The 13,057-nt window shown below is 69.7% G+C and carries 11 protein-coding genes and 2 pseudogenes; 4 read left to right on the forward strand and 9 right to left on the reverse strand.

The window, feature by feature from the left end; translation table 11 throughout:
* Positions 1–166 precede the first annotated feature (166 nt).
* The 5 genes from AC0VX0_RS08345 to AC0VX0_RS08365 form a co-directional block, all read right to left on the reverse strand.
* Positions 167–922: an iron ABC transporter ATP-binding protein gene (locus tag AC0VX0_RS08345; RefSeq protein ID WP_002857584.1), complete on the reverse strand. Its 756-nt coding sequence runs from the start codon at positions 920–922 to the stop codon at positions 167–169.
* Complete coding sequence (locus AC0VX0_RS08350) at positions 919–2,007, reverse strand: iron chelate uptake ABC transporter family permease subunit (RefSeq protein WP_049146677.1); 1,089 nt, start codon at positions 2,005–2,007, stop codon at positions 919–921. Before AC0VX0_RS08350 ends, AC0VX0_RS08345 begins: the two co-directional genes overlap by 4 nt.
* Complete coding sequence (locus AC0VX0_RS08355) at positions 2,000–3,058, reverse strand: ABC transporter permease (protein WP_080695885.1); 1,059 nt, start codon at positions 3,056–3,058, stop codon at positions 2,000–2,002. Before AC0VX0_RS08355 ends, AC0VX0_RS08350 begins: the two co-directional genes overlap by 8 nt.
* Positions 3,055–4,119: a siderophore ABC transporter substrate-binding protein gene (locus AC0VX0_RS08360; RefSeq protein WP_216882137.1), complete on the reverse strand. Its 1,065-nt coding sequence runs from the start codon at positions 4,117–4,119 to the stop codon at positions 3,055–3,057. Before AC0VX0_RS08360 ends, AC0VX0_RS08355 begins: the two co-directional genes overlap by 4 nt.
* A 170-nt stretch (positions 4,120–4,289) precedes the next feature.
* Positions 4,290–5,621 (reverse strand): class I SAM-dependent methyltransferase, encoded by a 1,332-nt coding sequence (locus tag AC0VX0_RS08365; RefSeq protein WP_158183904.1) that lies wholly within the window; start codon positions 5,619–5,621, stop codon positions 4,290–4,292.
* A 69-nt stretch (positions 5,622–5,690) separates the two neighbouring features.
* Here AC0VX0_RS08365 and AC0VX0_RS08370 point away from each other — a divergent pair, with 69 nt between their 5' ends.
* The 4 genes from AC0VX0_RS08370 (at position 5,691) to AC0VX0_RS08385 (ending at position 9,731) form a co-directional block, all read left to right on the forward strand.
* Positions 5,691–6,920 (forward strand): glutamate--cysteine ligase, encoded by a 1,230-nt coding sequence (locus tag AC0VX0_RS08370; protein WP_475451518.1) that lies wholly within the window; start codon positions 5,691–5,693, stop codon positions 6,918–6,920.
* A 546-nt stretch (positions 6,921–7,466) separates the two neighbouring features.
* Positions 7,467–8,801 (forward strand): phenylacetate--CoA ligase family protein, encoded by a 1,335-nt coding sequence (locus AC0VX0_RS08375; protein ID WP_144819314.1) that lies wholly within the window; start codon positions 7,467–7,469, stop codon positions 8,799–8,801.
* Between the two features lie 155 nt (positions 8,802–8,956).
* A complete protein-coding gene (locus AC0VX0_RS08380; RefSeq protein WP_216882140.1) occupies positions 8,957–9,352 on the forward strand; it encodes an acyltransferase in 396 nt (131 codons plus the stop codon).
* Positions 9,353–9,389: 37 nt separating this feature from the next.
* A complete protein-coding gene (locus AC0VX0_RS08385) occupies positions 9,390–9,731 on the forward strand; it encodes a hypothetical protein (protein ID WP_254184685.1) in 342 nt (113 codons plus the stop codon).
* Between the two features lie 548 nt (positions 9,732–10,279).
* Here the strand turns inward: AC0VX0_RS08385 and AC0VX0_RS08390 are convergent.
* The 4 genes and pseudogenes from AC0VX0_RS08390 to AC0VX0_RS08405 form a co-directional block, all read right to left on the reverse strand.
* Positions 10,280–10,432, reverse strand: coding sequence for an IS3 family transposase (locus tag AC0VX0_RS08390; RefSeq protein ID WP_260849760.1), 153 nt, complete (start codon positions 10,430–10,432; stop codon positions 10,280–10,282).
* A 15-nt stretch (positions 10,433–10,447) separates the two neighbouring features.
* Positions 10,448–10,613 (reverse strand): annotated as a pseudogene (locus tag AC0VX0_RS08395) (integrase core domain-containing protein); the annotation flags it as partial.
* 46 nt (positions 10,614–10,659) lie between these two features.
* A complete protein-coding gene (locus tag AC0VX0_RS08400) occupies positions 10,660–11,946 on the reverse strand; it encodes an ISL3 family transposase (RefSeq protein WP_355505385.1) in 1,287 nt (428 codons plus the stop codon).
* A 114-nt stretch (positions 11,947–12,060) separates the two neighbouring features.
* A pseudogene (locus AC0VX0_RS08405) lies at positions 12,061–13,052 on the reverse strand (IS3 family transposase); the annotation flags it as partial.
* Positions 13,053–13,057 lie beyond the last annotated feature (5 nt).

Genomic DNA, 13,057 nt, shown 5'->3' on the forward strand with positions numbered 1-13,057 from the left:
GTTCCGTGGGCAGAAGCGAGGGTGCTTCTGCCCACGGAACCTGGAAACACGCGGGTTCTGCCCCCGGAAGGCGAGACCCGGCGGGTTCTGCCCACGGAACGCTCGCGTCGGCCGGGCACCCGACCCCCGCCCGGACCGACCCGGGCCGGCCTCACCGTCGCCCCGCTCAGTAGTACACGGCCAGCGGCCCGTGCGGTCCGTCCACCACGCTGCAGGGGGTCTTGAAGATCCGCTCCAGCACCTCAGGGCGCAGGATCTCGGCCGGGGTGCCGGTCTCCACCACCTGGCCGTCGCCCATGGCCACGATCCGGTCGGCGTAGTGGGCGGCGAAGTTGATGTCGTGCAGCACGATCACCACGGTCCGGCCCAGCTCGTCGGCGGCCCGGCGCAACTGCTGCATCATCTGCACCGAGTGCTGCATGTCCAGGTTGTTCAGCGGCTCGTCCAGCAGCACGTACTCGGTGTTCTGCGCCAGCACCATCGCCACGTACGCGCGCTGCCGCTGGCCGCCCGAGAGCTGGTCGAGGTACCGGTTCTCGAACGGGCCGAGGTTGAGGAAGTCGATCGCGTCGGACACGTGCCGCTCGTCCTCCAGGGTCAGCCGGCCGCGCGTGTACGGGTAGCGCCCGAACCCCACGAGCTGTCGCACGGTCAGCCGCGTCACGAAGTGGTTCTCCTGCCGCAGGATGGACAGGGTCTGCGCGATCTTCCGGGACGGCGTCGTGGTGATGTCGTGCCCGCCCACGGCGATCGTCCCGGCGTCGGCGTCCTGCAGCCGGCCGATCATCGTCAGCAGCGTGGACTTGCCCGCCCCGTTGGGCCCCACGAGCGCGGTCACTCCCCCGGCCTGGATGTCCAGGTCCACGGGCCCGATGCACACCTCGTCGCTGTGGCGCTTCACCACGCCGCGCAGCTCGATCACAGACGTCCCTTTCTCATCACGACGACCAGGAAGGTGATGCCGCCGATCAGCTCGATGACCACCGTGACCGCACCCCCCGCGTAGAACACGTGCCGCAGCACGAAGTAGGCGCTCGTGAGCACCGCGTACCCGGCCAGCGCCGCCACCGGGAGGATGAACCGGTGGTCGTGGGTGTCGACGAGGCTGTACGCCAGCGTCGCCACGAGGAAGCCGAGGAACGTCATCGGGCCCACGAGCGCGGTGGTCATGGCCATCAGCACGGAGACCAGCAGCAGCGTCACCATGAGCTCGCGCCGGTGGTGCAGGCCCAGGTTGGTCGCGGCGTCGGCGCCGAGCGCCACCGTGTTCAGGCGGCGGGAGCGCAGCCACAGCAGCGCGCACACGACGACGGCGATGGGCGCGGCGATCGCCACGTACTCGGTCCGGGCGTTCGAGATGTTGCCGAAGAGCCGCGCGCTCAGCAGGTCGAACGAGTTCGGGTCCAGCAGTCGCTGCATGAACGTGCTCAGCGCGGCCAGCCCGCCGCCCAGCACCACGCCCACGAGCAGCATCAGATGGACGCTGCCGTAGGGCCGGGAGAGCAGCCACGAGTACAGGGCCGTCGCCAGCGCCACCATGAGCGCGGCCTGGGCGAGGAACGGCCCCACCCCGGTCAGCACCGCGACGCCCGCGGCCCCCAGCACGTACACGGCGGCGGTCGACACGGCGGTGTAGAGCGCCTCGAACCCCATGATCGAGGGCGTGATGATGCGGTTGCCCGTCACCGTGTGGAAGCTGACGGTCGCGAAGGAGTGGCACAGCGCCACGATGCCGATCACGCCCAGGGACTCCACGCGCATCCGCGCGATCATCCAGAACGCGCGCGAACCGGGTTCGGCCTCGTTGCCCCAGAGCAGGACCCCGGCGGTGGAGAGCACGGCGACGACGGCCAGCACCGCGACGACGACCGCATACCTCCGGCGGTCGGCGGCGGTGACGAACGCGCCGGACCGGCGCGGGGCGTCGGCGTCGACGGGCCCGGCCGCGGTGGCGCCGCCGGGCGGGGCGGGGATGCGACCCGGGGCGGTCGCGAGCGGCTCAACCATGCTTGGCCTGCCTCAGCAGCAGGGCGAGGAACACGATCGCGCCCACGAGGCCCAGGATCAGCGAGATGGGCACCTCGAACGGGGCGATCACGGTGCGCCCGATCAGGTCGCAGACGATCACGATCCACACGCCGACCATGACCACCCAGGGCAGGTTCGTGCGCAGGTTGTCGCCACGGACCATGGACACGAGGTTGGGGACCACGAGCCCCAGGAACGGGAGGGCCCCGATCACCACGGTGACCACCCCGGTGGCCACGGCCACCATGGCCACGCCGGTGAGGATCACGGCGTCGTAGTTGAGGCCGACGTTCGTGGCGACGTCCTTGCCGAGGCCGGCCACGGTGAAGCGGTCCGCGATGACGAAGACCGCCACGCACACGATCAGCACGAGGAAGAGCAGCTCATACCGGCCGCGGACCACGGAGGTGAACGAGCCCGCGAACCACGCGCCCACCTGCTGCAGCATGTCCGTCTGGAGGGCGAGGAACGTCGAGGCGGCGCCCACGACGGCGCCGAGCATGATGCCCACGATCGGCACGATGAGGGAGGACTGCAGGCGCACACGCCGCAGGAAGAGGAAGAACACGAGGGTGCCGACGAAGGCGAAGAGGATGGCCCCGGCCATCCGGGTCACCAGGCCCGCCCCCGGCACGAGCACCATGGTCACCAACAAGCCGAGACCGGCCCACTCGGTGGTGCCCGTGGTGCTGGGCTCCACGAAGCGGTTCTGCGTCATGAGCTGCATGATCAGCCCGCACATCGCCATCGAGGCGCCGGCCAGCACGAGGGCGACCGTGCGCGGCACGCGCGTGATGGCGAACATCTCGCGTCCGCCCTCCGCGCCGACGTCGTACACGCCCACGAACAGCGAGACCACGACGAGGACCGCGGTCACCACGATGCCGGCCAGCAGCGGCCAAGTGCGCTGCCAGCGGGTGCGCTCGGGCCGCAGGACGGCGGGCGGGACCCAGCACACGCGGTCGCCCCGCCCCGGCTCCTCGAGCCGGGGCGGGGCGTCGGCGACGTGGTGACGCACGTCGAGAATCACTGCGCGCCTTCGAAGGCCTTCGCGAGGTCTTCCATGACGGTGGTGTGGTTCTGGATGTCCTCGGCGACGTAGAAGTCGGTGGGCAGGTACACGATGTTGCCCTCCTTCACCGCGGTCACGTCCTGGAGGGCCTCGGAGCGCTCGATCAGCTCGGCAGCGGTGGCGTTCTCCTCGCCGACGGCGGCGTCACGGTCCATGACGATCAGCCAGTCCGGGTTCGACTTCGCGATGGCCTCGACGGAGATGTCGTCGCCCTGGTGGTTGTCGGTGCCCGACTGCTCGAGGGCCGGGGTCAGGTCCAGCATGTCGAAGAACGGGCCGATGGCGCGGCCGGCGCTGGGCGCGACGTACGAGAGCTCACCGCCCGAGGCGATGAGGCCCATGACGGTCTGCTCGGGGTCGTAGGCATCCTTGGCGCGCTGGGTGGCGGCGTCGAAGTCGGCGATGAGCTTCTCGGCATCGGCCTCGTGGCCGGTGGCCTCGCCCAGCAGGGTGGTCAGTTTCTTCAGGCCTTCGTCCATGGGGGTCTGCGTGACGTCGAAGTTCGTGTCCACGACGGCGGCGTCGCCGGTCAGCTCGTCGATCTCCGCCTTGCGCTCGTTGAACCGCTGGCCATTGAACACGACGTCCGGCTCAGCCGTGACGAACAGCTCCATGTCCGGCTCCCGGTGGTTGCCGATGTCGGCGACCGAGTCGTCCTGGAGGTAGGAGGGCCCGCCCTCGCCCTTGTACATGATCTGCTTCGGCGCGGCCGACAGCTCGACGCCCCAGTCGTCCAGGGTGCGGAAGGTGCGGTTGTCCGTGGCGATGACGGAGTCGACCTCCTCCGGCAGGGTGACCTCGGCGCCGGACATGTCGGTGACGGTGACCCCGGCCACGACGCCGCCTGAGGCGGCCGAGGAGCCGTCGGCGGCGCTCGCGGAGGCCGAGGACTCGCCGGAGGCGCTCGCGGAGGACGAGCCCGTGGCCGCACCGCCGGCGGAGCAGCCGACGAGGGCGAGGGCCGCCACCGAGGTCAGGGCGAGACGGGCGAGGCGGGGGGCGCGGGCGGAACGCGGCATGGTTCTCCTTCTGGGCGGCGGGGCTGCCCCGGGATGAGCTGTCGGGGTGGTGGGCGCGCTCCCGTGGAGGTGAGCCTTGCCTCAGTCGAATACCGTACACGAGGGTGCCGTAATCCCCCAACGGGGGTTCGACGGCTCCCGCCGCCCGCGGCCCGCGGCCTCGAGCCCCGTCAGTCCAACGGCGTGACCTCGAGGGCGAACCGCGACCGACCCACGCGCGCCAGCACGAGGGTGGCGTGCCGTCCGGCCCCGCCACGCCGGCCCGGCTTCGCCCCGCCGAGGACGGCGCGACGCACCTCCTCGGGCGTCTCGCGGATGCCCCGCTTCTTCACGTCCAGCCGGCCCACCCCGGTCTCCTTCGCCCAGCGCCGCAGGGAGGCCAGGTGGAAACCGTGCACCGCCTCGATCCGATGGGCGCGGGCCAGGCCGTCGTGCACGGGCTCGGGCGCGACGAGGTAGGCCAGGTGGGGGTCCAGCTGCCGCGTCGGCACGGGCCAGGACGCGGCCAGGTCCGTCACGAGTCCGGCCCGGATGACCGCGCCGTCCGGCTCGTGCAGGACCGCGCCGACGAGCCCTGCCATGCCCTCCTCCCCCACGGCCTCGACCTCGGGCGAGTCGCCGAAGTCCGCGCCGGAGACGAGCTGCGCCGTCGTCGTCTTCCCGCCATGGACGGTCATGACGCGCGCCGCCCGCCGCACCCCGGGGCGGGCCGCCGCGTTGAACCACAGGGCGGCCTCCACGACGTCGCCGTCGACGCTCACCCACTCGGCCTCGGCGCCCGCCGGCACGGCCTCGTGCGGGAGCCCCGGGCCGAGCTTGACACCGACCGGGACGCCCGTCGCGGCGATGTCCGTCACGACACTCAGGGGCGGGGAGAACGCCTCGGGGTCGAACACGCGCGCGGACCCGCCCCCGCCGACCTGACGGCGGGCGGGGTCCAGCCACACCGCGTCCGCCTCGGCGGGCACGTGGGCGCGGGCCCAGGCCACGGCGTCGCCGTGCACCACACGCGCACCGCGGTGGCCGGCGAGGTTCACCTCGGCGGCCGCGGCGACGACGGCGTCCCGCTCCACCGCCACGACGTCCAGGCCCCGGTCGGCGAAGGCGCGCGCGTCCAGGCCGAGACCGCAGCCGAGGTCGGCGACGCGCCGGGCCCCCGCGGCCGCCAGCCGGTCCGCATGCAGGCCCGCGACCAGCGGGCGGGTGGCCTGCTCCAGGCCGTCGCGCGTGAACAGCATCCGGCGCGCCTCCGGCCCGAGGCGGGCCTCCGCCCGGGACCGCAGCGCGGCCTGGGTCAGCGCGGCGGCCACGCGCTCGGGCGGGTGCCCCGCGGCGCGCAGGCGGGAGGAGACCGCGAGCGCGTCGGCCTCGCGGTACCCGGCGAGGGAGTCGAGGAGCGCGCGGCCCTCCGGCTCGAGGACGGGGGCCAGGGCGGTATCGTCCGCCTCCGAGGCGGCGGCCGTGGGGCGCGGCGAGCGGGAGGCGGGGCGGGGACGGGCCATGCCCCACACCCTAGGTCCGGAGCGTGGACACCGGGCGCAGACCCGGCAGGGGCTTCTAGGATGGGCGGCATGACTCTGCCCTTCGCCGACTCCGCGCAGTCCACTCTCGGAATCGAGTGGGAGCTCGCGCTCGTGGACGCCGTGTCCGGCGAGCTGCGCTCCGAGGCCCCGGACCTGCTGCGCGCCCTGCATGTGACCGAGGGCCTCGCCGAGGACGACGTGAACCCGCACATGACCAGCGAGCTCCTGCAGAACACGGTGGAACTCGTCACGGGCGTGCACGAGCGCGTGGACGCCGCGACGGCGGACCTCGGCCGGATCGCCGCGCGCGTGGCCGACGCCGCGGCTGCGCGGGGCATCTCCCTGTTCTGCCAGGGCACGCACCCGTTCGCGGACGCGATCGCGCAGCCCTCGACGCCCAGTGAGCGCTACGACCGCATGCTGGATCTCACCCAGTACTGGGGTCGGCAGCTGCTGATCTTCGGCGTGCACGTGCACGTGGGCCTGGACGACGTCTCCAAGGCCATGCCGGTGGTGAACGGCCTGGTCAACCGAGTGCCGCACCTGCTCGCACTCTCGGCCTCCTCCCCCTTCTGGGCGGGCACGGACACGGGCTACCAGTCCCAGCGCACCCTCCTGTTCCAGCAGCTGCCCACGGCCGGCCTGCCGTTCCAGTTCCAGGAGTGGGAGGACTTCGAGCGCTGCGTGGCCCAGATGGAGCAGGTGGGCATGATCGCGGACGTCACCGAGTGCCGCTGGGACGTGCGGGCCGTGCCCCGCCTGGGCACGGTGGAGATGCGCGCGTGCAACGGCCTGGCCACGCTCGAGGAGATCGCCGCCGTGACCGCCTACACGCAGTGCCTCGTGGATGACCTGTCCGCGAGCCTGGAGCGCGGCGAGACGGTCGAGGTCCTGCCGCCGTGGCACGTGCAGGAGAACAAGTGGCGCGCCGCCCGGTACGGCATGGACGCCACCGTGATCGTGGACGCCCGCGGCACCCAGGTCCCGCTGGCGGAGCACCTGCCGGCGGAGATCGAGCGACTGACCCCGGTCGCCGAGCGGCTGGGCTGCGCGGCGGAGCTCGCCGGCGTCCAGGCGATGATCGACGACGGCGGCGCCGCGGCCCGGCAGCGCCGCGTGGAGGCGCAGGCCCTGGCCGGCCCGCCGGCCGCGGGTGAGGACACGGATGACGCGGTGGCCCCGCTGCGCGCGGTCGTGCTGGACGCGGCGGCACGGACTCGGGAATCGTTGCGTGCATATGCGGTTGAGAAATCGAGCACGACCACGGAGGTCATCTAGTGCTGTTCGCCCTGATATCGCGCCCCCAATCCGCAAGGCCGCCCCGCGGGCGTTTTTGTGAGCGCCCGAAACTCTCGTAACACTTCATTGCAGGTCGCGATAATGATTTCCTATCCTACATGCCACCCGACGATCGACGGGAAATGATCGGGTTAATACTCTCCAACGGCCCTGATCAGCCGATAAAGGGGACTGATGCACCCATGGGTGACATATCGTCTGTGGCATCCCCGCATCGCAGAGATGGATGTGCACCATGCCAGCCCCTTACCCCGAGGAGTTCCGCGAGGACGTCGTCCCCGGAGATGTGCGAGAAGTTTGAGAAGCAGTAGGCCGACTGCATCAACACAGGACCGAACCCTCGGGGCGGCAGCGGCAGTCCCCTCGGCAGGCGCGTGGCCGGATCCGTGCCGGACTGCTACTTCGACCAGGCGGTAACATAACGGGGAACTCCTTTCCTGCGGGCGCCGGCTGGTCGCAGGTTTTCGCGCCTACCTCAGCCCTGCACCGCCTGCCTCCGCCCCCCACCTTTTGGAGAGACTCCACATGAACCCGCGGAAGATCGTGATCCGTGCCTTGAAGCGTCGTCAGCTATCCGAGCTCGATAACCGCAAGCGCCTGTATGCGGAGACCGGGGCGGACGAGCAGCAACGGATCCGGCTCGACAAGCTGAACGAGGCTTGGGAGCAGGCACGGGAGGTCTCCCCCTTCTATCGGTACTGGGCGCGGAAGTACGCCCTGCCCGACCGGCTAGAGACTTTGGAACAGATCCAGAACTTCCCGCTGCTGACGAAGGAGGTGCTGCGAGAGCACCAGGACCTTGTGTTCGGTGACGGCGGCGGCGAGGCCGCCTACGTCACGGGAGGCAGCACGGGCTCACCGATGCGGTACCCCAAGAGCGACGACGAGGTCCCGGACCGCTGGGTTAACGGCTTCCTCGGACGGTCCTGGATCGGTATCGAGCCGGGGGACCCTTACCTCCATCCTTGGGGCCACAGCCATCTCTTTGGCGGGGGCCCACAGGCAGGCGTCCGCAAGGTGGTGCGCGCCGCCAAAGATCTGGCGAGCGGAGGGCATCGAGTCAATGGTTACGACCGCTCACCCGAAGCCCTCGCCTCCGTCGCGGACGAGTTGCTCCGACTCAAGCCCAAATACATCATCGGGTACGCCTCCTACATCACCCAGCTGGCCCATCACCTGATCTCTCACTGCCTCCCCGCCCCCAGCTCACTCGAATGGGTCATCCCGACGTCGGACACCTCCACCGCAGAGGACCTTGAGGTGATGGCGCGGGCCTTCGGGGCCAGAGTCGCCGGCGAGTACGGATCCGTCGAGACCGGGCTGCTGGCCCACTACGATGCGACCGCCGGCGCCCTGCGCGTCCCCTGGGCGAGCATCTACGGCGCCCTGCCCGACCCCGAGACAGGCATCCAGGTGACGACGCTCGACCCACGCCGCTTCCCGTTATTCAACTACGCCATCGGCGACGCCGTTGAGGGAGTTGACGGAGTGGATGACATCCGGTACCTGTCGACGGTTCGGGGTCGGGTGAACCAGCAGGTGGCGGTGCGTCGTCTCGATGGCACGTTCGCGAACGTCCTTCCCAATCAGTACGAACACATGCTGCGAGCCTTCCCCACCATCACCCAGGTTCAGTTCGCCCCGACGTCGGCCGGGGAGCTCACGATCTTGGCGACCGCCCCCGCGCCCACGTGGACGGACGCGGAGATCACCGCGCGAGTACACGAGGATGTCCGGAAGACGGATCAGGGGATCGACCTCACCGCGATCACGGTGAAAATGGTGCGCGAGCCCACCCTCAGTGTCGCGGGCAAGGTCCCCAAAACCCTGCCGGTGGACGCCTGGGACGGCGACCGCTGACGCGCGTCCCCATTCGGTCGCGACTTCGCAGACACCTCCAAGCGGATACCATCGATCCCATGTCCATGTGGCTCCCCAACCTCCTTTCTGCTATCACGCCCCACACCCGCGGTTTCGCGTTGCGTCAGCGCGTGTAGACGGTCGCCGGGGCTCGCGTGGACCGCACCGCAAAGATCAACGGGACGGCGATGCTCTCGAACAAGTGGGTCGAGGTCGGGGCCCAGACCTGGATCGGCGGGGGATGCCAGCCCATCGGTGGTCCCGGTGCCATGGTACGGATCGAGGACCGCTGCGACCTCGGCCCCGGTGTCATGCTGGTCGCCGGCAGTCACCACCTCGGCGACACCACGTGGCGCGCCGGCCAGGGGTACAGCGCCGGCATCACGATGGGCGCTGGGACCTGGATGGGGGCTCGGACGACGTTCCTCGCGGGCTCGTCCGTGGGCCGCGGGTGCATGGTAGCGGCCGGTGCAGTCGTGCGCGGCGAGTTCCCAGACAACGTGATGATCGGCGGAGTCCCGGCGCGCGTACTTAAGCACTTCGACGCGTGATCCACCGACAGACGCTCGCTCCGGACCAGCCAGCAGCATGAGCCGCGTAAACCTCCTCTCCATTGCCATCCGCGCCGGCGGATTCCTCTGCTCCGCGGGCCAGACCGTCCCGCTGGCGGAGCACCTGCCGGCGGAGATCGAGCGGCTGACGCCGGTGGCCGAGCGGCTGCGCTGCGCGGCCGAGCTGAGTCATGTTCACGCCATGATGGCCGAGGGCGGCGCCGCGGCCCGGCAGCGCCGTATCGAGAAGGAGGCGGCCGCCACCCCGCCGACCGAGGGGCACGACGCCGAGGACTCCGTCGCCCCGTTGCGCGCCGTGGTGCGGGACGCGGCCGCTCGGACGCGTGAATCGTTGAGAGTAGGTGCTATTGACGAGTAGGGGCCGATGTCACGATGACAGCGGTCATTCTACCTTGAGCGACCACCGCAGACGAGAGTGACGCCACCCAACTTCACGCGGCAGCATCCCCCAGGACAGCCCACTGCGGCAGGGACCCATCTCCATGGCGTGGCGTACCTGGCGCAGACCTCTCACCCTGCAGTCGGCGGTTACAGTGAGTGCATGTTCTCGCGTGTTCTTCGCTCCACCGTAGGCCGCCGCCGATACGAGAAAGTTCTTGCCAGGGCAGCCTGGTATGAGACTGACGTAACGCGGGCTGAAGCCGAGCGTTTCCAGCTGTAGCGCTTCAACGCGATGTGGTCGGCATCTCGACGCAATGTTCCTTTTTACCGCGCAGGGGCTAAGGAACACGACCTGCCCCCGCGGATCGAAACTCTCTAAGAGCTCCGGTCATTTCCAGTTCTTACCAAGCAGATCATTCAAGAACGTGAATCGCCCCGGGTTTGTTAGAGGCTCGTAAGTGCCGTCCCGGCGGGCGCCGGCACGGGGTTCTCATGATGGTAGACGTCTGAATCGCCCCGGGTTTGTTAGAGGCTCGCAAGTGCCGCCCCGGCAGGCGCCGGCACGGGGTGTTCATGATGGTATGCGTCCTCGAACTCGACCGGAGGGACCAGCTCGATCTCGCCGTGCACACGACGATGGTTGAACCAGTCGATGTACTCCGCGACCGCGATCTCCAAGTTGAGCCGCCCCCTTCATTCGGTCCGGACGTTCTGTGAGTCGCCGGTTTCCATTTGATGGGTGCACTGCCGAGCGTACTCGGCTGGGGTTAGTGTAGCCGAGCGAGGAGTGCCGGCGGTGGTGGTTGTACTCGTCCTTCCAGTCGCCGATGATGACCTGTGCGTGCAGCAGCGAGTAGAAGCGGCTCTTCGCGGTTCGTGGTGAATGACCCTGCAGTGGCGGGTATTCACGCTACGGTTCTCGCGGCGCTGGTCAGCAGGATACGGGTCCGGTAGTTCTCGGCGTTGCGGAATCCGCGGCCGGTGCGTTTGATGTTCTTGATGCCGGTGTTCGCTGCCTCGACGCGGGCGGTGGTCGCGCCGGTGACGATCAGGACTTCGATCGCGTCCCACCAGGCCACGACGGTGTCGTAGAGCTTGGTCGCCTCGGGCATGTTTGCGATCTGGGCGAAGTAGCCCATCCGCATCCGTTCGTCCCAGGCCTGGGCGAGGGTGTCGGTGGTCAGCAGGCGCCGGAGCTGTTCCTTGATGCCCCAGGCGGCCGAGAGCTCGTCGGTGGGGTCATCGGTGCGGAAAACGTGCTCAAGCCGTTCCCAGGCGCGAGGGGTGAGGGTGTCCGCGCCGCGCAGCAGCAGCATCCTGTGGGCCCAGGCCGGATCGTCCTTGCGGCCCCGACGACCACGGTGGGTGCGGGACAGGCGCTGACGGACCGTGGTGACCATGTCGTTGCCCAGTTTCACGAGGTGGAACTTGTCGACCGAGACCGCGGCCCGGGGCAGGTAGTCCCGCAAGGCCTTGCGGAACGCGGCTGACGGATCGATCGCGACGATCTCGATCCGCTCCCGCCAAGGCTCTGAGCGCTGGCCGAGCCAGTCACCGACCGCAGCGGAGTTGCGGCCATCGACTATGCCGAGCACCTGCCCGGTGGCCAGGTTGACCAGCGTCGTCATCCACGGTTCGAACCGTCTCCAGGCTCCCTGATCGGTGCGGAACCAGCGCACCGTGCGGTAGCGGTGCTCATCGATGCCCAGGCGCGTCACCGGGACGTCGTCGACGGCAGGCAGGACGACGGCAGCAGCCGCCAGGGCGGCCTGGACCAGCCACCACGAGACGCCGTGGGCCCGGGCCACCTCCGAGGCTGCTCTGCCGGAAGTGATCACGGCCGAGACCACCTGCTCCCGCAACCGGGTCGTCGAGCGTGCGTATCGCGGGACCTGCTCGGTGGACTCCCAGAACGTGCCCCTGGTGCAGGCCGGCTCGAGGCAGAACCAGCGCCGCTTGGCCCACACCACCTCTATCGCCCCAGCAATCGGGACGTCCCGAATCTGCTGGTCCCGGCGGGAGTGGACCTTCGTCGCGAGCACCCCGCAAGCGGGGCAGCCCGGCGGAACGGTCGAGGCGATCACCACCCGCCGGTCCCCGTCGGGCAGGTCGAACGCGTCGATGACGCGATAGTTGGGCAGGTTGAAGATCGTGCTCGCAGCATCGCGCTGCGAACCAGTACTCTCGTGCACAGGCTCGTGGTCCTCTGGAATGTGGATGTCTTGACAACACCCATCACAGCAGGACCACGAGCCGTTTTACGCCAGCGACGCGACGCTCCCCATCACCACGAACCGTGAAGAGCCGTAGAAGCTGTTGATGTTGAGGCACTCGTCGCGGATCCGGCTGTTGAACGACTCGACGTACCCGTTGCGCCACGGCGAGCCCGGAGGGATGTAGGACAGGCCGGTGCGGGTGCCGGCCCAGTCGGCCACCGCCTCGCTGATGAACTCCGGCCCGTTGTCCGACCTGAGCACCGCCGGGGCGCCCCGGGCGGCGACAAGGTCCTCGAGGTGGGCGGTGAGTCGGTCGGCGGTAATCGAGCGCTCCACGAGCCCGCCGATGCACTCCCGGGTGTGTTCGTCGACGATCGAGCAGATCTTGATCGGTCGTCCGTGCTCGTCGGCGTCGAACTGGAAGTCCACCGCCCACACCACGTTCGGCGCGTCCGCCGTCGGCGCGTCGACGGTCGAGGACCCGACGCGCTTGCGTCGACGCCGCTGCGGGACCCGGAGCCCTTCGTCACGCCACAGGCGTTGGATCTTCTTGTGGTTCACCACCCACCCCTCGGCGCGGGCGTCGTGATACGCCCGCCGATACCCGTAGCGGGGATGGTCCTTCGCCCAGGCGCGCAGCCACTCCCTGAGCGCCCGATCCGGGTCCGCGACCGTGTCGCCCTTGAGCGGTCGCCGGTACGCGGAGCGGCTCAGCCCGACCAGACGGCACGCCATCCGTTCGCTCACCCGCAACTTGCGCTTGAGGTGATCGACGGCGGCGCGGCGCCTGTCCGGGCTTAGAAGTTTCCCTCAGCCAGCTCCTTGAGCGCGGCCTTCTCCAGCTCCGCTTCCGCGAGCAGACGCTTCAGGGTCGCGTTCTGCTTCTCCAGCTCCTTCAGGCGCTTTGCGTCGTCGGCCTTGAGGCCGCCGTACTGGTTCCGCCACCGGTAGTACGTCTGCTCGGACACCCCGAGCTCCCGGCACACCGCCGCGACGTCCTGACCATCGGCGAGCATCCTGTCGGCCTGCCCGAGCTTACGGACGACCTGCTCGGGGGTGTGACGCTTCCTGCTGTTCGTCATGATCT

It is taken from the genome of Micrococcus sp. iso_26 (assembly GCF_056172975.1).

Coding starts and splice junctions, on each gene's coding strand:
- AC0VX0_RS08350 (WP_049146677.1), bottom strand. CDS start 2,007: ATGGTTGAGCCGCTCGCGACCGCCCCGGGTCGCATCCCCGCCCCGCCC.
- AC0VX0_RS08360 (WP_216882137.1), bottom strand. CDS start 4,119: ATGCCGCGTTCCGCCCGCGCCCCCCGCCTCGCCCGTCTCGCCCTGACC.
- AC0VX0_RS08365 (WP_158183904.1), bottom strand. CDS start 5,621: ATGGCCCGTCCCCGCCCCGCCTCCCGCTCGCCGCGCCCCACGGCCGCC.
- AC0VX0_RS08370 (WP_475451518.1), top strand. CDS start 5,691: ATGACTCTGCCCTTCGCCGACTCCGCGCAGTCCACTCTCGGAATCGAG.
- AC0VX0_RS08375 (WP_144819314.1), top strand. CDS start 7,467: ATGAACCCGCGGAAGATCGTGATCCGTGCCTTGAAGCGTCGTCAGCTA.
- AC0VX0_RS08385 (WP_254184685.1), top strand. CDS start 9,390: ATGAGCCGCGTAAACCTCCTCTCCATTGCCATCCGCGCCGGCGGATTC.